The organism is Allobrachymonas sp. (genome assembly GCF_041912815.1).
Taxonomy (GTDB): domain Bacteria; phylum Pseudomonadota; class Gammaproteobacteria; order Burkholderiales; family Burkholderiaceae_C; genus Brachymonas.
In genome coordinates, this window is sequence record NZ_JAYRLV010000014.1 from 43,876 (window position 1) to 64,580 (window position 20,705).

17 protein-coding genes are annotated in these 20,705 nt (G+C 63.3%); 6 read left to right on the forward strand and 11 right to left on the reverse strand.

Features of this window, described 5'->3' with window-relative positions:
- The first annotated feature begins 345 nt into the window (after nt 1–345).
- Complete coding sequence (locus ACE3P9_RS10150) at nt 346–909, forward strand: hypothetical protein (RefSeq protein ID WP_374493872.1); 564 nt, start codon at nt 346–348, stop codon at nt 907–909.
- An 80-nt stretch (nt 910–989) separates the two neighbouring features.
- Here ACE3P9_RS10150 and ACE3P9_RS10155 read toward each other — a convergent pair whose 3' ends face one another.
- Together ACE3P9_RS10155 and ACE3P9_RS10160 are read right to left on the reverse strand one after the other, a co-directional pair.
- Nucleotides 990–1,346, reverse strand: coding sequence for a DsrE/DsrF/TusD sulfur relay family protein (locus tag ACE3P9_RS10155; RefSeq protein ID WP_374493874.1), 357 nt, complete (start codon nt 1,344–1,346; stop codon nt 990–992).
- 210 nt (nt 1,347–1,556) lie between these two features.
- Nucleotides 1,557–3,980, reverse strand: a complete 2,424-nt coding sequence (locus ACE3P9_RS10160; protein ID WP_374493876.1) for a Tex family protein — start codon at nt 3,978–3,980, stop codon at nt 1,557–1,559.
- A 299-nt stretch (nt 3,981–4,279) separates the two neighbouring features.
- On the opposite strand from ACE3P9_RS10160, the gene ACE3P9_RS10165 reads away from it, so the two are divergent.
- Together ACE3P9_RS10165 and ACE3P9_RS10170 are read left to right on the forward strand one after the other, a co-directional pair.
- The gene (locus ACE3P9_RS10165) at nt 4,280–4,789 is read left to right on the forward strand and encodes a hypothetical protein (protein ID WP_374493878.1); all 510 of its coding nucleotides are present in this window, start codon (nt 4,280–4,282) and stop codon (nt 4,787–4,789) included.
- A gap of 139 nt (nt 4,790–4,928) precedes the next feature.
- Nucleotides 4,929–5,489 (forward strand): hypothetical protein, encoded by a 561-nt coding sequence (locus tag ACE3P9_RS10170; RefSeq protein ID WP_374493880.1) that lies wholly within the window; start codon nt 4,929–4,931, stop codon nt 5,487–5,489.
- Nucleotides 5,490–5,543: 54 nt separating this feature from the next.
- On the opposite strand, the gene ACE3P9_RS10175 is transcribed toward ACE3P9_RS10170, so the two are convergent.
- Together ACE3P9_RS10175 and ACE3P9_RS10180 are read right to left on the reverse strand one after the other, a co-directional pair.
- On the reverse strand, nt 5,544–6,065 hold the full coding sequence (locus ACE3P9_RS10175; RefSeq protein WP_374493881.1) for a PaaI family thioesterase: 522 nt from the start codon (nt 6,063–6,065) through the stop codon (nt 5,544–5,546).
- On the reverse strand, nt 6,062–6,343 hold the full coding sequence (locus ACE3P9_RS10180; RefSeq protein WP_374493883.1) for a Dabb family protein: 282 nt from the start codon (nt 6,341–6,343) through the stop codon (nt 6,062–6,064). The genes ACE3P9_RS10175 and ACE3P9_RS10180 overlap by 4 nt, the downstream gene beginning before the upstream one ends.
- Before the next feature lie 290 nt (nt 6,344–6,633).
- On the opposite strand from ACE3P9_RS10180, the gene ACE3P9_RS10185 reads away from it, so the two are divergent.
- Nucleotides 6,634–7,182, forward strand: a complete 549-nt coding sequence (locus ACE3P9_RS10185) for an acyloxyacyl hydrolase (RefSeq protein ID WP_374493885.1) — start codon at nt 6,634–6,636, stop codon at nt 7,180–7,182.
- 164 nt (nt 7,183–7,346) lie between these two features.
- Here the strand turns inward: ACE3P9_RS10185 and ACE3P9_RS10190 are convergent, their stop codons facing one another.
- The 3 genes from ACE3P9_RS10190 to selD form a co-directional block, all read right to left on the reverse strand.
- The gene (locus ACE3P9_RS10190) at nt 7,347–9,779 is read right to left on the reverse strand and encodes a YgiQ family radical SAM protein (RefSeq protein ID WP_374493887.1); all 2,433 of its coding nucleotides are present in this window, start codon (nt 9,777–9,779) and stop codon (nt 7,347–7,349) included.
- Nucleotides 9,780–9,919: 140 nt separating this feature from the next.
- A complete protein-coding gene (locus ACE3P9_RS10195) occupies nt 9,920–10,885 on the reverse strand; it encodes an NAD(P)H-dependent flavin oxidoreductase (protein ID WP_374493889.1) in 966 nt (321 codons plus the stop codon).
- 93 nt (nt 10,886–10,978) lie between these two features.
- On the reverse strand, nt 10,979–12,028 hold the full coding sequence (gene selD, locus ACE3P9_RS10200) for a selenide, water dikinase SelD (RefSeq protein WP_374493891.1): 1,050 nt from the start codon (nt 12,026–12,028) through the stop codon (nt 10,979–10,981).
- Between the two features lie 274 nt (nt 12,029–12,302).
- Between selD and mnmH the strand changes: the two genes are divergently transcribed.
- Complete coding sequence (mnmH, locus tag ACE3P9_RS10205; RefSeq protein ID WP_374493893.1) at nt 12,303–13,358, forward strand: tRNA 2-selenouridine(34) synthase MnmH; 1,056 nt, start codon at nt 12,303–12,305, stop codon at nt 13,356–13,358.
- Between the two features lie 166 nt (nt 13,359–13,524).
- Here mnmH and ACE3P9_RS10210 read toward each other — a convergent pair whose 3' ends face one another.
- From ACE3P9_RS10210 to acs, 4 genes are all read right to left on the reverse strand, one after another.
- The gene (locus ACE3P9_RS10210; RefSeq protein WP_374493895.1) at nt 13,525–15,336 is read right to left on the reverse strand and encodes an acyl-CoA dehydrogenase C-terminal domain-containing protein; all 1,812 of its coding nucleotides are present in this window, start codon (nt 15,334–15,336) and stop codon (nt 13,525–13,527) included.
- Between the two features lie 160 nt (nt 15,337–15,496).
- Entirely contained in the window at nt 15,497–16,429 is a 933-nt protein-coding gene (locus ACE3P9_RS10215) for an electron transfer flavoprotein subunit alpha/FixB family protein (RefSeq protein ID WP_374493896.1), read from the reverse strand.
- Nucleotides 16,430–16,476: 47 nt separating this feature from the next.
- A complete protein-coding gene (locus ACE3P9_RS10220) occupies nt 16,477–17,226 on the reverse strand; it encodes an electron transfer flavoprotein subunit beta/FixA family protein (protein ID WP_374493899.1) in 750 nt (249 codons plus the stop codon).
- A gap of 682 nt (nt 17,227–17,908) precedes the next feature.
- Complete coding sequence (gene acs / locus ACE3P9_RS10225) at nt 17,909–19,903, reverse strand: acetate--CoA ligase (RefSeq protein ID WP_374493901.1); 1,995 nt, start codon at nt 19,901–19,903, stop codon at nt 17,909–17,911.
- Nucleotides 19,904–20,291: 388 nt separating this feature from the next.
- Between acs and ACE3P9_RS10230 the strand changes: the two genes are divergently transcribed.
- The gene (locus ACE3P9_RS10230; protein WP_374493903.1) at nt 20,292–20,579 is read left to right on the forward strand and encodes an oxidative damage protection protein; all 288 of its coding nucleotides are present in this window, start codon (nt 20,292–20,294) and stop codon (nt 20,577–20,579) included.
- Nucleotides 20,580–20,705: the final 126 nt, after the last annotated feature.

A 20,705-nucleotide genomic window follows, 5' to 3' on the forward strand; every position in this document is an offset into this window, starting at 1 on the left:
GATTGACAGCGGGCCATGCCCCGGGGACAGGTGCCGCGCGTCTTCCCTGCATGCGCACACCTGCCGCCGGCACGCGTCCAATGTGCACGAGGCCAGCCCCCGAAGGCTCCGGGAGCCAATGGGGCATCGTCAAAATGGCCTGCAAGGCGCCTTCCGCACAAGAAATCGGCGTTATTCCCGATGGGAATGGACGCACGCATGTGGTGCAATGGTTCACAGAACGGCCCAGAGCCTGTTCGCGATGGCGCTGCCGCTGGTGCCGTGACGCGCGACAGCAGCCCTCACACGGCCCATGGCGACAGGCTCCGAGAAGCCGCACCCCCAGGGAGGAGAACACCCGTGCACATGCAAGCGATCTACGTCAAGACCCCCAAGGGCATCGAGGAAATGACGTCCCGGAAGTACAAGCTCTCCATCAAGGAGCGGCATGTGCTCATCATGCTCAATGGCAAGCGCACCCTGCAGGAAGCCGCTGCCACCCTGGGCTCCGAAGATTCCGGCCCGGTGCTGGGGCGGCTCACTGCCGAGGGATTCATCACGGCCCTGTCCACCCCAGCAGCCGAACCTGCTCCGTCGGCTGGTGCAGCCCCGGCGGCACCAGCCTCCACGGGCATGTTCGGCTGGGTACGACGCGCCTCGACTCCGGCTGCGGGCTCCTCTCCTGCAGCAGCACCTGCACCAGCATCAGAGCAGGAGCGCTTCGAAATGGCCGGGAACTTCATGTGCAACACGCTCAACGCCTTCGTGGGCATGAGCTGCACGAGCCTGACCGAGCAGGTCGAACGCGCACCCACGCTGGAAGCGCTGCGCGATCTGTACAGCGCATGGCGCGAGGCGATCGCGCTCACGCCAGAGGGGCGCAAGGAACTGCCCTCGCTCGAAAATCGCCTCGCGGCTCTCGTGTCCTGAGCACGCACGCGGCAGCACCCTGCCACTGCCGTCCCTGCAGCCCATGTCTGCCACCACAGCCGGACAGGCTGCAGCGCCTGTCAGAAGGTGAGGGTCTTGTCGGAAGCCAGCACGGCTTCGGAGAGTTCCGTGAGGTTGCCGATGACACATCCCTCGATCAGGGGCAGGTCGACCGTGCCGCGGTTCTGGGCGCAGGAACGGCACACCTTGATGGTTCCGCCCTGCGACACGAAGGTCTTGATCATGTCTTCCAGGGTCTTGCCGCTGGCATCCTGCTGATTGGGCAGGGCTGCCACCACGGCGTCGGACATCAGGAACATGGTGACCTGGGCCTGCTCGCCTTCCTTGCCGGTGAGCATGAGCGCCAGCCGAAGCGCCGACAGGCAGCGTTCGCTGCCGTAGGGAGAGGCGTGGTTGATGATGAGTACTTTCTGCATGATGGTCCTTTGCTGTCATCGAAAGAGGCCCGGATGGGAACGGGCCATACTTTACTCTTTTGAAGAATGAATCCTGCCGGAATCAGGCGAAGGAGGCCGGCAATCGAGGCAGACCTCTGCGCATGGTCAAACTTCAGGCTGGCAGAAAGGGCCTGTCACGCCGTCGTCGTCATGCATCACAGGCCCTTGCACTGCATCGCCCCTTTCGCCTCAGGAACGCAGTCCCTTGAGCTTGGCAAAGGCAGAAGCCATGGCGGTTTCGGTAGAAGGCTGGGCGGCGCGGCCATGTCCTGTTCCCCGTTCCCTGTGGGACGTGCCACGCCCAGCGGCAGCCTGCTTGCCTTGTGCTCCCTGCTCTGCCGCACGCCGTGCGGGAGCGGCATCGAGCCGCATGGTGAGGCTGATGCGCTTGCGAGGCACATCCACCTCCAGCACGCGCACCTTGACGATCTGGCCGGTCTTGACGATCTCGCGCGCATCCTCCACGAAGCGATTGGCCAGCTGGCTCACGTGCACCAGCCCGTCCTGATGCACGCCCAGATCGACAAACGCGCCGAAGGCTGCCACATTGCTCACCGTGCCTTCGAGCACCATGCCCTCGCGCAGATCGGAGATGTCGTCCACCCCCTCGTTGAAGCGGGCCACGGCAAAGTCGGGCCGGGGATCACGTCCCGGCTTTTCCAGCTCTGTCAGAATGTCACGCACGGTGATGACACCGAAACGGTCGTTGGCAAACAATTCGGGACGCAGCGTCTTGAGCAGCTCGGCACGCCCCATGATCTCGGCCACCGGCCGCCCCGTGCGCGCCAGAATGGCCTGCACCACCGGGTAGGTTTCGGGGTGAACACCGGTCATGTCGAGCGGATTGTCGCCACTGCGGATACGCAGGAACCCTGCGCTCTGCTCGAAGGTCTTGGGGCCCAGCCCCGTGACGTCGAGGAGCTGCTTGCGGTCGGCAAAGGCACCATGCGACTCCCGCCACTTGACGATGGCACGTGCCACGGCCGGACTCAGGCCCGACACCCGGCTGAGGAGCGGCTCGCTGGCGGTGTTGAGATCGACTCCGACCGCGTTCACGCAATCCTCCACCACCGCATCGAGCGTGCGGGCCAGATCGGACTGGTTGACGTCGTGCTGATACTGCCCCACGCCGATGCTCTTGGGATCGATCTTGACGAGTTCGGCCAGAGGATCCTGCAGCCGGCGGGCGATGCTGGCTGCTCCACGCAGGCTCACGTCGACATCCGGCAGCTCCTTGCTGGCATATTCGCTGGCGCTGTAGACCGAAGCGCCCGCCTCGCTCACCACCACCTTCTGGATGGCCGGGCGGGGCAGCCCGCCTTCGGTGGCGGTATGCTCCAGCAGACGGATGAGGTCACCCGCCAGCCGGTCGGTTTCCCGGCTGGCCGTGCCATTGCCGATGGCGATGAGTTCCACGCCATGCCGTGCGCAGAGCCTGGCAAGCACCTGCAGGCTTCCGTCCCAGTCGCGTCGCGGCTCGTGCGGATAGACGGTGGCCGTCTCCACCAGCTTGCCCGTGGCGTCCACCACGGCCACCTTCACTCCCGTGCGGATGCCGGGGTCGAGCCCCATGACGGCCTTCTGCCCTGCAGGAGCCGCAAGGAGCAGGTCGCGCAGATTGTCGCCGAACACGCGGATGGCCACCTTTTCGGCATCTTCACGCAACCGGGCAAACAGATCGCGCTCGATCGACAGCGCAAGCTTGACCCGCCAGGTCCATGCCACGCAGCGCCGCAGCAGATCATCGGAAGGCCGCCCCTGATGGCTCCAGCCCAGATGCAGGGCAATGCGCCCTTCGGCCAGGCTCGGCGCATGGCTGCGAGCTCCCGGACGAGCGGCATCCCCCGCAGACGCTTCGGGCTCCGGCACCTGCAGGCGCACATCGAGCAGATCGAGCGCCCGCCCCCGAAAGACGGCCAGTGCCCGGTGCGAGGGCACGCGCGCAATGGGCTCGTCGTACTCGAAATAATCGCGGAACTTGGCCACTTCGGGATCGGCCTCGTTGCGGCCCGCCACCAGCCGGCTCTGCAGAGCGCCCTCCTCCCACAGCCACTGGCGCAGGGACTGCACCAGCGACGCATCTTCAGCCCAGCGCTCGCTCAGAATGTCGCGCACCCCGTCGAGCACGGCCTGCACGGTGGTGAAATCCTCACCCCCTTCGCCCTTTTCGGCACGCACATGGCCCTGCGCCTCCTGCTCGGGAGACAGGGTGGGGTCAGCCCACAGACGGTCCGCCAGAGGCTCGATGCCGAATTCGCGGGCCATCTGCCCCTTGGTGCGCCGGCGTGGCTTGTAGGGCAGATACAGGTCTTCCAGCTCCTGCTTGGTTGCCGCGTGGGCAATGGCAGCGCGCAGCACATCGGTCAGCTTGCCCTGCTCCTCAATGCTGCGCAGCACGGCCTCGCGCCGCGTGTCGAGCTCGCGCAGATAGTCGAGCCGCTCGGCGAGTGCGCGCAGCTGGACATCGTCGAGGCCTCCTGTCGCTTCCTTGCGGTAACGGGCAATGAAGGGCACCGTGGCTCCACCGCCGAGCAGTTCTACGGCTGCCTGCACCTGCCGGGAAGCCACATGCAGCTCGTCGGCAATCTGTTCGATGATCTTTCGTTCTGACACAACACAGTCCTGCAAAGGGTAAGGCCGTGGCCTCGGGCCAGGGACAGACGCCTGCACCATGCGGAGGTCCCTGCACAGCCCGAACGGCTGCCACGGCAGCAGCGGCCTAGTGTGCCACAAGCCCTCTGAGTGCCCTGGGGTGGCTGGGCGCCCTCTGCCGGCGTGCTGTGCACTCCGGCACGATGCTTACGTTTCTGTTACCACGCAGACTGCGACTGCACTGCCGTTTTTCCATGTCCTGGGTGACACTGTCACCCTGCATATATCGACTCAAATATCAACTCAACAAGGGCTTGCCGATGCTGTGGCGCGTGATGCGAATGATGCTGGGAGGGGTGGTTGCCCTGATCGTCCTCTTTGAGGAGTGGGGATGGCAACCGCTCGCCCAGATGCTGGCCAGGCTGGGACGCCTGCCTCTGTGGGCCCTGCTCGAACAATCCATCCGTCGCCTGCCCCCCTACGCCTCGCTGGCCGTGCTGGGTGCTCCGGTGCTGCTGCTCCTGCCGGTGAAGCTGTTGGCTCTGCACTGGCTTGCCCGCGGGCATGTCGCGCAGAGCATTGCCCTGCTCGTGCTGGCCAAGCTGGGCGGCACGGCCCTGGTGGCCCGCCTTTTCCAGCTCACACAGCCCAGCCTGATGCGTCTGCAGTGGTTCGCAACCTGGTTTCCCCGCTGGATGGCCTGGAAGGCCCTGTGGTTCGAGCGCATCCGTGCCAGCCATGCCTGGCGCATGGGACGCCTCGCTCGCAGAAAAGCCGTCCGGCTCATGGCACGGTTCCGTGCGCTCGGAGCCCGCGTCGAGCCCGAATGAAGGCACGGTTCCATGCTTTTGTCACGCACCGGCCCTCTGCAGGAGGCGTGGGAAATCGCTGGGCCCGGAGCCTGCGCTATAGTGGCCTCCCGACCCCGTTTCCCATTCCAACAATAGCCTTCAACAAGGAGTGACCCGCATGCGCATCCGTACTGTCGTGCTCGTGATCTTTCTGCTGCTCGTCTCTGTCTTCGTGGCGCTCAACTGGACGGAGCTGTCCCGCGTCACGGTGCTGAACTTCGGCATCACCCAGGCACAGGGACCCCTTGGACTGGTCATGCTCGGCCTGCTGCTCCTCGCGTCCGGCGTGTTTCTGGCCTATGCCCTGGCCATACAGACCACTTCCTTGCTGCAGTTCCGTGAACATGCCCGCGAGATGAAGGCCCAGCGCGAACTGGCCAACAGCGCAGAAGCCAGCCGGTTCAGCGACCTGCAGGCCACCATCACCCGTCTGGATGCCGAGTCGCGCGAACGCGACACCCGGCTGCAGGAATGGTTCGAGACCCGTACCACCCGCATGCAGGAAGCACTCGACACCCGCATCGAACACAGCGGCAACACGCTCGCAGCCTATGTAGGCGAACTGGAAGAACGCCTTTCGCACCTGCCTGCCGAATCCTCCGTTGCAGTCCGCACAGCCCCTCGTCCGGCACCCGATGCAGCAGAACCTGCCACCCCGCGCAGCGTCTGGACACGATGACGCCGAATGTCCCGACATGATGCCGGGGCCTCAGAGTGCGGAGGCTATGCGCTGTCAGGATTCCGGATGCGTGGTCAGGACAGGCGCCCCCTTTTCCGCCGCGCCTCGCATTCCCTGCACGCTGCGTCTGCCCGTAGCCAGCCTGCGCACATACTTGAACGTGCCCGTGGCATGGGCACAGGTCTTGCCTGCGGCATCCACCACATTGGCCTCGGTAAAAGCCATGGTGGCCGTACGGTGCAGCAGGCGGCCCTGGCACACCAGTTCACCCTTGGCGGGACGCAGAAAGCTGGTCTTCATCTCGATGGTCACCACCCCCATGCCGGGCTCCACGGAGCGGGCCGCCGCGGCCATGGCCACATCGAGCAGCGTCATGCATACGCCCCCATGCACCACGTCAAAGGCATTGAGGTGGTCTGCAGTCGGCACATGGCGCAGCACCGATTCGCCTTCACTGGCACGCTCCGTGCGAATGCCCAGCCATTCCACAAAGGGAATGACTGGAACAGTGCACCGCACCTCTGCACAACCGGTGGTGCAATCCGCGGCCACGGGCTCTGCAGCAGCGGCCCTCATGCCGCGTAGTCCAGCACCACGCGACCGGCAGCCAGCTCCTTGATGCGGGCCTTCACAGCCATGTGGGCGGGGTGAACCTGGTAGGCGTCGAGCGTTTCGCGCGTATCGAACACCGAGTACAGCACCACATCCGCATTGGCTTCAAGCCCTTCGGTGCGGATACCGGCCTCCAGCGTCACGATACCGGGAAGCAAGTGACGGCATCCTTCCAGCAGGCGCTGGACTTCGGGCGCATCTGCAGGGTTGTGGAGCGTCCAGATGACGATGTGCTTGATCATGGTGAAACCGTATGTGCAGGTGAAGAGACATGCCCATGCATGTCGGGCATATGAGAGTGGCCGTCAGTATACGAGGGTGTACGGAAGTGTCATGGCCCCTGCGTCGTGGCGCGGGGTGTGGCCCTTGTTCGACAGAAGTCCGTTCGTGAAGGCCCTCGATCACGCGGGGAAGTGACATTCACGTACACTTGTAACCATCGTGTGCCCTGCGCGGGTGTCCGGCATGTGCATAGGCAAGTGCCGTGAGTCAGGCGTGCGGCTCCGTTTTTCTTCCCGTTTTTGATTTCACCATGTCCATTCGCTCCCTGCACAAGATTCTCATGACGGCCGGCATGGCCGCCGCATCGCTCTGCGCCCTTCCTGCCCACGCCCTCGAATGGGGTGTGGCTGCAGGCACCGCCAGCAACCATGGCGTCAAGAAAGTCAGCGTGATTGCCGGCTGGGACCGCCAGGCTCCGCTGTGGCAGGGCGATAAATGGCACCTGGATCTGCACCATGAGGTGGAGCTGGGCTACTGGCATGTTCCCGAAGCCTCCGACATCGTCGAATTCGGATACTCGCCTTTCCTGCGCATGGCCCGGCCCACGCAGGGCGGCGGCAGCTTCTTCGTCGAGGCGTCGGTCGGCGTGCGCGGCCTGTCCCATGTGCGCATTGCCCCCACAAAGACCATGTCCACCGCGTTCCAGTTCTCCGACCAGCTCGGCATGGGCTATCAGTGGGGTTCCCAGCAGCAGAACACGGTCGGTGTGCGCGTGCAGCATGAATCGAACGCCAGCATCAAGACGCCCAACCCCGGCATCAACTTCGGCCTGCTGTACTACCAGCGCAAGTTCCAGTAAGACCCTGCGCAAGCACCCCGCTCCGGGGTGCTTGCCAGTGTCTGTCCCTCCGCCACGCATCCTCCCTGGAGCGTGGCGTTTTTCATGCCGATTCTCGCGCCTCTTCAAGCCCTCACCACCTGCAGCAGTGCCAAGGACAGGCCTGAGGATCAGCCCATCAAAGCCTAGCGCCGGCGCGAAGCTCCGTTCTTCTTGCGGGGTCCGGTGGCTTCCGTACGGGGAGCGCTGGGCCCGCCCGCTCCTCTGCGAGGGAAAGATGCTGCAGCCCCCCCGTTCTGCCGTGGCGGCAGGCCGGTATGCTGGGTCAGCAGCACCCCACGGGCAGGCGAAGAGGGGCGCGTCTCACGGCGATCCCGTCCCGCATTGCCGGGCTCTGTCCCCGAAACACGTGCAGACGGCGTGGAATTGGCACGGCGGGGGCTGTGGTAGCTGCCATCGCCCACGGGTTGCCATGTGGGAATCAGATGGTGCTTGCCATTGCCGATCAGGTCGGCGCGGCCCATGGCCTTGAGTGCCTCGCGCAGCAGGGGCCAGTTGTTTGAATCGTGGTAGCGCAGAAAGGCCTTGTGCAGCCTGCGCCGTCGTTCGCCGCGCACCACGTCGACGGCCTCTGCCCGATCGGCCAGCGGGCCATCCGGACGGTGTATGCCCTTGAGCGTGTTCAGGCGGGTGTGGTACATGGCCGTGGCAGTGGCCATGGGGCTGGGATAGAAGGTCTGCACCTGGTCGGCCCGGAAGCCATTGCGCTTGAGCCAGACGGCCAGATGCATCATGTCCTCATCGCTCGTGCCCGGATGTGCCGCAATGAAGTACGGGATCAGGAACTGCTGCTTGCCCGCCTCCTTGCTGAATTTCTCGAACAGCAGCTTGAACCGATCGTAGGTTCCGATACCGGGCTTCATCATCTTGGACAGGGGTCCGGTCTCGGTATGTTCAGGGGCGATCTTGAGATAGCCCCCCACATGGTGCTGGACGAGCTCGCGTACATATTCAGGCGAGCGCACAGCCAGGTCGTAGCGCACGCCCGAGCCTATGAGTACCTTGCGGATGCCGGGAAGCTTGCGCGCACGACGATAGATCTGGATGAGCGCCCCGTGGTCGGTACGCAGGTTCTGGCAGATGTCGGGGTAGACGCAGCTCGGCTTGCGACAGGCTGCCTCGATCTCCGGGCTGCGGCAACCCAGGCGGTACATGTTGGCCGTCGGCCCCCCCAGATCGCTCACCACCCCGGTGAAGCCTTCCACCTTGTCGCGCATGTCCTCGATCTCGCGGATGATGGAATCCTCGCTCCGGCTCTGGATGATGCGTCCTTCGTGCTCGGTGATGGAGCAGAAGGTACAGCCCCCGAAGCAGCCACGCATGATGTTGACCGAAAAGCGGATCATCTCCCAGGCCGGAATCTTGGTAGCGCCATCGTGACGCCCCTGTTCATCGGCATAGACAGGGTGCGGACTGCGGGCATAGGGCAGACCAAAGACCCAGTCCATCTCCTCGGTGGTGAGAGGAATGGGCGGGGGATTGAGCCACACGTCCCGTGCTGTGGAGTCCGTGCCATGGGCCTGCACGAGGGCACGTGCATTGCCGGGATTGGTTTCGAGGTGCAGCACGCGGTTGGCATGGGCATAGAGCACCGGGTCTGCCTTGACCTGTTCATAGCCCGGCAGCCGGATGACAGTGCGCTCCCGGGGCGGACGGCTCACACGCATAGACGCAGGTTCTGCTGCCTGGCGCAGGATGCGGATGGGCTGCTCGGCAGACTCAGCCCCGGACACGTCCGATCCTGTGGCTGTGCAAGCAGCATCCGTGGCCCGTTCGCTGGTGGTCTGGTAGGGATTGAGGTGCTCCTCGACCCGTCCCGGCTGGTCGACCTCGGTGGAGTCGAGCTCGTACCAGCCTTCCGGCGAGTGGCGCATCACGAAGGCAGTGCCCCGGATGTCGGTGATGCGCTCCATGGACTCGCGCCGCGCCAGACGGTGCGCCACTTCGACGAGTGCACGCTCGGCATTGCCGTACAGCAACAGGTCGCACTTGCTGTCCACGACGATGCTGCGGCGCACCTTGTCGCTCCAGTAATCGTAATGGGCAATGCGGCGCAGACTGCCTTCGATGCCACCGAGAACGATGGGCACATCCTTGTAGGCTTCCCGGCACCGCTGGCTGTAGACGATGGCGGCACGATCGGGCCTGCGGTTGGCGGCTCCGCCGGGCGTATAGGCATCGTCACTGCGGATCTTGCGGTCGGCCGTGTAGCGGTTGATCATGCTGTCCATGTTGCCCGCCGTGACACCCCAGAACAGATTGGGACGCCCCAGTGCCTTGAAGGGCTCGGCGCTCTGCCAGTCCGGCTGCGCAATGATGCCTACCCGGAATCCCTGGGCCTCCAGAACCCGGCCGATGACGGCCATGCCGAAGCTCGGGTGATCCACATAGGCATCCCCCGTCACCAGGACGATGTCGCAGCTGTCCCAGCCGAGCTCCTCCATTTCGGCGCGGCTCATGGGAAGAAAGGGAGCGGTGCCGAATCGCTTGGCCCAGAAGGGGCGGTAGCTGAACAGCGCGGGGGGCCGCTCGGCGGCGGAAAGGGGGCCATTTGACATGCCCCGTATTGTAGGCAATTGCCCCGATTTCGCCTCATCCCGTGGTGGCAAAGGGATAATCGGTGCGGCTTTTGGGACACCGCTGTGCCTCTCCCGCCCCCGTGGAATGGCCCAGGGAGCAGCAGGGACAACTCCAAGCCTCAGAGGCTGAGCAGGTGCGCCTTGGCTTCCTGGTATTCGTGTCTGAACCGTGCCACCAGATCGGCAGCAGGCAGCACACGGTCGATGGCGCCAATACCCTGACCACAGCCCCAGATGTCCTTCCAGGCCTTGGCACCCCCGGTGGCACCGAAGTTCATGTGCGAGGGATCGCTCTCCGGCAGATGCTCGGGATCCAGCCCTGCGGCACGGATCGAGGGCGCCAGGTAGTTGCCGTGCACACCGGTGAACAGGTTGGTGTACACCACGTCATCGGAGGTGCTGTCGACGATGCACTGCTTGTAGGCCTCGCTCGCACGGGCTTCCTCCGTGGCAATGAAGGCACTGCCCACATAGGCGAAATCAGCCCCCATGGCCTGCGCAGCGAGAATGGAGGCCCCCGAAGCAATCGAGCCGCTCAGAGCCAACGGCCCGTCGAACCAGGCGCGCAGCTCCTGCACCAGGGCGAACGGGCTCTTGGTGCCTGCATGTCCGCCTGCCCCTGCCGCCACGGCAATCAGCCCATCCGCGCCCTTGTCGATGGCCTTGTGCGCAAAGCGGTTGTTGATGACATCATGCAGCACCACCCCCCCATACCCATGCGCTGCCTGGTTGATCTCGGGCACAGCTCCGAGGCTGGTGATGATGATGGGCACGCGGTATTTCACGCACAGGGCCATGTCCTCCATCAGACGGTCGTTGCTCTTGTGCACGATCTGGTTGATGGCAAACGGTGCGGCAGGATGCTCGGGGTGTGCCGCATCATGAGCCGCCAGTTCCTCGGTGATTTCCGCCAGCCAGTCATCGAGCTGTGTCGACGGCCGCGCATTGAGCGCCGGCATGGAGCCCACAATGCCGGCCTTGCACTGGGCAATGACCAGCTTGGGCGTACTGATGATGAACATCGGCGAGGCAATCACGGGAAAAGGCACGCGCGCAAGCGCGCCAGGCAGGGTACGGGGCGTCATGGGTCTTGTCTCCTTGGAAGATGTCATGGCGCCTGGGTCTGTCAGGAAAGGGAACGTCCTTTTCCGCTCGGCATTCCAGGCCCTGGGAACATATCACGAAAAAGCACGAACGTTCACTTTTGGTATTCCCTGATGCAGCGACCCTATGACGGCGGCCGACTCGAACCCTGTCTCATGGAATGCAGCCAGTACCTGACCCACCTCGTCGGCCGCACAGCTCACCAGCAGCCCCCCGGAAGTCTGGGGGTCGGTGAGCATTTTCTGATGCCAGAGATCGGCACCCGCCTCCAGCTCCACGCTCTCGCCATAGCTGGTCCAGTTGCGGGTCGAGGCTCCGGTGGCAATGCCCTGCTGCACCAGCGTGCGTGCTTCGGCGATGAGGGGCACCTCGTCGAAACGCACCGTGGCACCCAGGCCGGAGCCACGGCAGATTTCAAGCAGATGCCCTGCCAGCCCAAAACCGGTCACATCGGTCATGGCATGCACGCCCGGCATGGTGGCAAGCCGGCTGCCCACCTTGTTGAGCTGGGTCGTGAGACGCACCATCTCGGCATAGCCCTGCGACGAGAGCATGTCCTTCTTGAGCGCGGCAGACAGGATGCCGATGCCCAGCGGCTTGCCCAGCACAAGACAGTCGCCAGCCTGACCGCCGCTGTTGCGCTTGAGATGTGCGGGATCGACCAGTCCGATGGCCACCAAGCCGTAAATGGGCTCCACCACATCGATGGAATGTCCCCCTGCCACGGGAATTCCGGCATCGCGGCACACCGATGCCCCCCCCTGCAGAATCTGGCCGATCGTTTCGATGGGCAGGCGATCGAGCGGCATCCCCACCAGGGCCAGCGCCAGAATGGGCGTGCCTCCCATGGCGTAGATGTCCGAAATGGCATTGGTGGCTGCTATGCGGCCAAAGTCGGTGGGATTGTCGACGATGGGCGTGAAGAAATCGGTCGTGGCCACCACAGCCTGCCGCTCATTGATCTGGTAAACAGCCGCATCGTCCGAGGATTCCGTGCCCACCAGCAATTGCGGGGGTATCAGTCCCTGGGGCACAGCGGCCATGATGTTCTGGAGCACAGCCGGTGCGATCTTGCAGCCGCAACCACCCCCATGGGCAAGCGAAGTGAGACGTAGAGGTTCCATGAATGCCAACACCAACCGTTCTGAAAAGTTTCGACGGCAGAGGGTGCATGCATCTACACGCTCTGCCTGCCCTGGAGACAGGAATGTACGAGATGATACGCCTGCCTCTTCTGCCCCTGCCTGTGCAGCAGGCTGCGTGCTCACGACAGAAAAGAGGCATGGTGGCTCCCGCAAGGCGCAAGTGCAGGGCACAGACTCCTTGTGCGCAGGACCTCTGGGAGCTGGGGGACGTTCTAAAATGGCGGCCTGCCTCCCCCTGCCCTGCTTCTGCCCCATGAAACCCCATTGGCTTGTCTCCGTCGGTGACATCGATCAGTACGATGCCATCGTCGATGTGCGCACTCCCGCCGAATTTGCCGAAGACCATATCCCCGGCGCCATCAACTGCCCCGTGCTTTCGGACGAGGAACGGGTCCGGGTGGGTACTCTCTACAAGCAGGTGTCCCCCTTCGAGGCACGCAAGGTCGGTGGCGCCCTGGTCTCGCGCAACATTGCCCGGCACCTGGAAGAGCGGTTCGCCAGTCTGCCGCGCACCTGGCACCCCCTCATCTACTGCTGGCGCGGAGGGCAGCGCAGCGGTGCCATGCAGATCGTGCTGCGGCAAGTGGGGTGGGAAGCCGACAAGCTCGAAGGCGGGTACAAGGCTTTCCGCGCCAGAGTGCTGGAGGACATCGCCTCGCTATCGCCTTCGTTCGATTACCGGATCGTGTGCGGAGCCACCGGAAGTGGCAAGACCCGTATTCTGCAGGCCATGCAAGCCCGCGGAGGACAAGTGCTGGATCTCGAAGGCCTGGCCTCCCACAAGGGGTCTGTGCTCGGAGAACTGCCCGATCAGATCCAACCCTCCCAGAAACACTTCGAGACGCTGCTGTGGCAGCAACTGCGCGCACTCGATCCTTCGCGCCCAGTCTTTGTGGAAGCCGAAAGCCGCCGCATTGGCGTGCTTCACCTGCCCGAGCCGCTGATCGCGCGGATGCGGGAAAGTTCCTGCCTGGACATTCTGGCCGGCACCGATGCCCGGGTCTCGTTCCTGCTCCGGGACTACGACTATGCGATGCGTCATCCGCTGTGGCTGAGTTCGCAGATAGACCGTCTCGCCGCACGGCTGGGCAAGAAGACCATTTCCGAATGGCAGGACCTGATCGCCCGCGAACAGTGGCCCGAACTGGTGCGGGCGCTGCTGGTGCAGCATTACGATCCGCTCTATCGCCAATCCCAGAACGAGAACTACGACGGCCCCCGGCAGTTCGCGCCCTTTGGCACCGACGATCTGACCGAGGCTGGCGTGGACCAGGTTGCTCAGCGCATCCTGCAGGCTTACACGGCATAGGAGCCATTGTCACGGCGGGCTGTCCGCTGTTTCATCTCCCTGTCATGCTCCACGCACTGCACGTCGCATAAAAAACCCGACCACCTGCGTGGCCGGGTTTTTCGGCATTCCACGGCGCCGTGCATACCCCAAAGGACAAGCCTTTGGAGCACGAACGGCAGCGCGATCAGAATGCTTCCACTTCGAAGACGTTGGTCGCGGAATGTCCGTCGATGACGGTATGCGCCAGACCATCGGCCTTGCTCAGGATGTGGTCGGCGTAGAAACGGGCGACCTGCACCTTGGCCTTGTAGAAGCGGGGGCCGAAGGCATCGCCTGCAGCGCTGCCATCCGCCAGCTTGGCCTCGGCCACCAGCAGGGAACGAGCCAGCTGCCAGCCGCTGACCAGGTTGCCGGCCAGCATCAGGTAGGGCACGCTGCCTGCAAAGACGGCGTTGGGATCGCTCTTCGTGGTGGCAGCCACGAAGTCCACCACGCGCAGATAGGCCTGACGGGCAGCCGTCAGGGCAGCCAGCACGGCCTTGGCATCCGCGCTCTGGCTGGCAGCCAGCTGGGACTCGGTCTGCTCGATGCGAGCTGCCACGGCCTTGGCCAGCGCACCGCCGTCACGGGCCGTCTTGCGGCCGACGAGGTCGTTGGACTGAATGGCGGTGGTGCCTTCGTAGATGGTCAGAATCTTGCTGTCGCGGTAGTACTGCGCTGCACCGGTTTCCTCGATGAAGCCCATGCCGCCGTGCACCTGCACGCCCAGGCTGGTGACTTCCTGGCTCATTTCGGTGCTGAAGCCCTTGACGAGCGGTACCAGGAATTCATAGAAGGCCTGGTTTTCGGCACGCGTGGCTGCATCGGGATGATGGTGAGCCACGTCATAGGCAGCAGCTGCCACGCTCGACATGGCGCGTGCGCCTTCGACGTAGGCACGCATCGTCAGCAGCATGCGCTTGATGTCGGGGTGATGAATGATGGTGACGGCTTCCTTGGCAGATCCGTCGACCGGACGGCTCTGCACGCGGTCACGGGCATAGGCCACAGCATGCTGGTAGGAGCGGTCAGCCACGCTCACGCCCTGGATGCCCACGGCATAACGGGCCGCGTTCATCATGATGAACATGTATTCGAGGCCACGGTTTTCTTCGCCCACGAGGTAGCCGGTGGCACCGCCGTGATCACCGAACTGCAGCACACAGGTGGCGCTGGCCTTGATGCCCAGCTTGTGTTCGATGCTGACGCAGTGCACGTCGTTGCGGTCGCCCACGCTGCCATCGGCGTTCACCATGAACTTGGGTACGACGAACAGGCTGATGCCCTTCACCCCTTCCGGTGCACCGGCCACGCGGGCCAGCACCAGATGGATGATGTTCTCGGTCATGTCGTGCTCACCCCAGGTGATGAAGATCTTGGTACCGAACACCTTGTAGGTGCCATCGCCGTTGCGCTCGGCACGGCTGCGCACCAGGGAAAGGTCCGAACCGGCCTGCGGCTCGGTCAGGTTCATGGTCCCGGTCCACTTGCCGGAGATCAGGTTGGGCAGATAGGTCTGCTTGAGCTCGTCGGAACCTGCGGTGAGCAGGGCTTCGATGGCACCATCGGTCAGCATGGGGCACAGAGCGAAACTCATGTTGGCTGCCTGATACATTTCGTAGCATGCAGAGCCGATGGTCTTCGGCAGGTCCTGTCCACCGAATTCGGACGGATGCTGCAGACCTTGCCAGCCGCCAGCCACGTACTGCTGGTAGGCATCCTTGAAGCCGGGAGCCGCAGTGACCACGTCGCCTTCGATCGTGGAGGGGTGCTTGTCACCCTCGAAGTTCAGGGGAGCCAGAACGTCCTGAGCCAGCTTGGCGCTTTCTTCCAGCACAGCCTGGGCAGTCTCGAGACCTGCGTCGGCGAATTGAGGCACCTCAGCTGCCACCTTGTCCAGGTCGGCCAGATGCGTCATGTTGAACAGCATGTCTTGAATCGGAGCGGTATAGCTCATGGATCAGTCTCCTCGGTTTGCAAGTCTAGGAATAAAGGTCGTGAACACTTGCTGCATGGTCCACGCCAGGGAAAACACAAAAAGGCCGCCCCACCCTGCCCGTGCTCCTGAATTCAGGAACACGAAAGCGGAGTCAGGGACGGCCTCATGCGCAGGTGCATTACAGGGCGTTGACCAGTTCCGGCACGGCGGTGAACAGATCGGCAACCAGACCGTAGTCGGCCACGCTGAAGATCGGCGCTTCGGGATCCTTGTTGATGGCCACGATCACCTTGCTGTCCTTCATGCCGGCCAGATGCTGGATGGCACCGCTGATGCCGATGGCCATGTACAGGTCAGGAGCCACGATCTTGCCGGTCTGGCCCACCTGCAGGTCATTGGGGGCGTAGCCGGAGTCGACTGCCGCACGGCTGGCACCGATGGCGGCACCGAGCTTGTCGGCCAGGGGCGTGAGCACTTCCTGGAACTTCTCGGAGCTGCCCATGGCACGGCCACCGGACACGATGATGCGTGCGGAGGTCAGGTCGGGACGGTCGCTCTTGGTGATTTCACGACCCACGAAGGTCGACTTGCCGCTGTCTGCCACGGCTGCAATGGTCTCGACAGCCGCACTGCCGCCAGTAGCTGCTGCCGCATCGAAACCGGTTCCACGCACCGTGATGACCTTGGTGGCATCGCTGCTCTGCACCGTCGCGATGGCATTGCCGGCGTAGATGGGACGCTCGAAGGTGTCGGGGCTGTCGACCTTGGTGATGTCGCTGATCTGGGCAACGTCCAGCTTCGCTGCCACACGGGGGGCAACGTTCTTGCCGCTGGCCGTGGCAGGGAACAGGATGTGGCTGTAGCCGGGAGCGACGGCGATCACCTGGGCAGCCAGATTCTCGGCGAGGCCGTTTTCGAGGGCCGGGCCATCGGCAAGCAGCACCTTGCTCACGCCGGCGATCTGGGCGGCCGCCTGTGCAGCAGCGGCAGCATTGGCGCCTGCCACCAGCACGTGCACATCACCGCCACACTGGGCAGCAGCGGTCACGGCGTTGAGCGTGGCGGCCTTGAGGGAAGCGTTGTCGTGTTCTGCAATCACGAGTGCAGTCATGAGGGTATCTCCTTGAATTCTGAAATGGGGTGCGATGCGATGCCGGATCAGATGACCTTGGCCACGTTCTTGAGCTTGTCCACCAGGGTAGCCACATCGGGAACGATGATGCCGGCGCTGCGCTTGGCAGGCTCGACCACCTTGAGCGTCTTGAGGCGGGGAGCGACATCCACACCCAGATCTTCGGGCTTGAGCGTATCGATGGGCTTCTTCTTGGCCTTCATGATGTTGGGCAGCGTGACATAACGGGGCTCATTGAGGCGCAGGTCGGTCGTGATCACGGCCGGCAGGGAGAGTGCTTCGGTTTCGAGGCCGCCATCGACTTCACGGGTGACCGTGGCCTTGCCGTCGGCTACTTCGACCTTGCTGGCGAAAGTGGCCTGGGGCAGATCACACAGGGCAGCCAGCATCTGGCCGGTCTGGTTGGAATCGTCGTCGATGGCCTGCTTGCCGAGAATGATCAGGTCGGGCTGCTCCTTGTCCACGACCGCCTTGAGCAGCTTGGCCACAGCCAGGGGCTGGAGCTCTTCGCTGCTTTCGACGAGCACGCCACGGTCTGCACCGATGGCCATGGCCGTACGGAGGGTTTCCTGAGCCTGGGTCGGGCCGCACGACACGGCGATGACTTCAGTGACCACACCCTTTTCCTTGAGACGGACTGCCTCTTCCACGGCAATTTCGTCGAAGGGGTTCATGCTCATCTTGACGTTGGCCAGTTCGACGCCGGTGTTGTCGGACTTGACCCGCACCTTGACGTTGTAGTCCACCACGCGCTTGACGGCGACCAAAGCTTTCATGAAGGTATCTCCTAATATTCACTCTTGGAAAAATGGCAGGCGCTGGGCACCCCACACTTGTCACCCCGAAGGGCTGGCTGTCGCAGCAAAGCGGTCTTCCCTTTGTGCGCAGCATGCGACACAACTGCAGGTATGGGAACCAGGTGCAAACCCCAGCTCCATCCATGCAGCCCTTCGGGCCATGCCCGCATGCAACGCCTGTTGCGACAAGCCATTGACGCTTACGTCAAATCCCCCTCATTGTACGTTTCTTTTAAGCGTGTTCCCTATCGGAACAGGGATACCCTGTATGCGCCCCGGCTCCCCGAACGTATCGTTCGGTGAATGTTCGGATTTTCCATTTGGCCCTGAAGCGGAAATACCTTGGCCCGCTCAGGGGGAATTTCTCTGTACGGAATTCTCCTTTCCAGAAACTGACGAACTGATGGATTCGGAGATTATTCTCAATATGAAGCGGCCAAGGAATCACGGAGAAGCCATTGCCGGTGGATATGGGAAGAGACAGGAAGGACCGGAAGGTGACAGGACAATGACGGCGTGGGATCCTGGACATATCCGGGAAGCCGTCTGGACCACTCAGCGCCGTCTGGCCTCCCCCCGTCCGGCGCCATCCCCAACGCCCCTCCAGAAAGCAGCAAAGACCCCGAAGGGTCTTTGCAAAGGCTGTCACAGAGTCTGACGCTCAGTTCGAATTGGCCAGCTGGTCGAGAATGGCCGGGTTTTCGAGTGTGGACGTATCTTGCGTGATGGCTTCTCCCTTGGCCAGACTGCGCAGCAGACGGCGCATGATCTTGCCGCTGCGGGTCTTGGGCAGGTTCTCGCCAAAGCGGATGTCCTTGGGCTTGGCAATGGGGCCGATTTCCTTGGCGACCCAATCGCGCAGCTCCTTGGCAATGCGCTGGGCTTCATCTCCACTGGGACGGCCCTGCTTGAGCACCACAAAGGCACAGATGGCTTCACCGGTGAGGTCGTCGGGGCGCCCCACTACAGCTGCTTCAGCCACCAGATCGCTCTTGGCCACCAGAGCGGATTCGATTTCCATGGTCCCCATGCGATGGCCCGAGACGTTGAGCACATCGTCGATGCGACCGGTGATGCGGAAATATCCCCGGTCGGCGCTGCGGACTGCGCCATCACCCGCCAGGTAGTAGCCCTTGAGCTCTTCGGGGAAATAGCTCTTCTTGAACCGCTCCGGGTCTCCCCAGATGGTACGGATCATGCTGGGCCAGGGGCGCTTGACCACCAGAATGCCACCCGAGCCATTGGGCAGATCCTGCCCCGTCTCGTCCACGATGGCCGCCATGATGCCGGGCAGCGGCAGCGTGCAGGAGCCAGGCACCAGGGGCGTAGCGCCAGGCAGCGGCGTGATCATGTGCCCGCCCGTCTCGGTCTGCCAGAAGGTATCGACGATCGGGCAGCGCTCGCCACCGATATGCTTGTAGTACCACATCCAGGCTTCGGGGTTGATGGGCTCGCCCACGCTGCCCAGGATGCGCAGGGTAGACAGATCGAAGTTGCGCGGATGAACGCTGTCGTTGCTGTCCGCTGCCTTGATGAGAGAGCGGATGGCCGTGGGAGCCGTGTAGAAGATGGTGACCTTGTGGTCCTGGATCATCTTCCAGAAACGGGAAGCATCGGGATAGGTGGGTACGCCCTCAAACACGACCTGGGTCGCTCCGGCAGCCAGAGGTCCATAGGCAATGTAGGTGTGCCCCGTGATCCAGCCGATGTCGGCGGTACACCAGAAGATGTCGCTGTCCTGGATGTCGAAGGTCCACTGCATCGTGGTGTTGGCCCACAGCAGATAGCCCCCGGTGCTGTGCTGCACGCCCTTGGGCTTGCCGGTGGAGCCGGACGTGTAGAGAACGAACAGGGGATGCTCGGCCCCGACGGGCACTGCAGGACAGACATCGTCCTGACCTTCGAGCACTTCGGCAAAGGTTTTGTCGCGACCCGCCACCATGTGGCAGGCCGTGGCGGTGCGCTCGAACACCAGCACGGTTTTCACGCAGTCGGTGCCGCCTTCGTTGAGCGCCTCGTCCACGATGGCCTTGAGAGGCAGCTCCTTGCCGCCACGCATCTGGTAGTTGGCCGTGATGACTGCCACGGCACCTGCGTCGACGATGCGCTCGTGGAGCGCCTTGGCGGAGAAGCCTCCAAACACCACGCTGTGCGTAGCCCCCAGACGGGCGCAGGCCTGCATGGCCACGACGCCTTCGATGGTCATGGGCATGTAGATGATGACGCGATCGCCTTTCTTGACACCCTGGCTCTTGAGTGCATTGGCAAAGCGGCTCACCCGGCCCAGCAGCTCTCGATAGGTCACACGGGTGACACTGCCGTCGTCGGCTTCGAAGATGATGGCGGTCTTGTGCTCGACCGGGGTGCCCATGTGCTTGTCGAGACAGTTGGCGGAGGCATTGAGTTCGCCGTCATCGAACCACTTGAAGAACGGAGCCTCGGATTCGTCGAGTACCTTGGTGAAGGGCTTGTCCCACACCACGTACTTCTGTGCAAGGCGTGCCCAGAATCCCTCGAAATCGTCTTCGGCTTCCTTGCACAGGGCTTCATAGGCGGGCATGCCGCTGATGCGGGCATGTGCCATGGTGGCCTCGGAGGGGGGGAACACGCGGTTCTCGACCAGGACGGATTCGATGGCGCCGGTTTGTGCTGTCATGTTTGTCTCCTCGAACGGATTCTCTTGATGGATATGAGCCGGTGCGCAATGGCACATGACGGGTGCATTGCTCGCGAGCCAATGTGCATGGAGGCACTTACAGTCCTCTTACTGGAAAGGGAGCCAGACATCAGCCGGGGCTGCATCCGGACGCCTGCATGGAACATAAGTCCGCGTCAGGCCTGCATTTCCTGCACAGTATGCAAAAGACTGGCCGCTGAAATGACAGGGAAAACACCATGCTGGGGGAAACCCTGCATCGGAAGGGCATCCGGACGATGCCCTGCACCGAATGGGGCTGTTGACGGTGCAATCCGGCGCCGCCAGATGCCGGCATACAATGGCGCCACCCTGGATTTCCATTTGTGTTAAGAAGGAAGGAATCGACATGACTCGCATGGTTCACTGCGTCAAGCTGGGCAAGGAAGCCGAAGGACTGGATCGCCCCCCCTACCCCGGTGCGCTCGGCCAGCGCCTGTTCGACAATGTCAGCAAGCAAGCCTGGGCTGAATGGCTGCAGCATCAGACCATGCTGGTCAACGAGAATCGCCTCAATCTGGCGGATGCACGCGCGCGTCAGTATCTGGCCCGCCAGATGGAAAACCATTTCTTCGGTGCCGGTGCCGAACAGGCGTCCGGATATGTGCCGCCTGCTGCGGAAGCGCCCAAGGCCTGAGGTTTTTTTGCTCCGGGTGGCAGCACATGAGCAACCAGAGCACGCAGGCACAGTCTTTGCGGCCTGATCTCTGACCGTCTCCCATCCCGCCCCCCCTTGCCCCATGTCCGACCCTGTATTCGATTC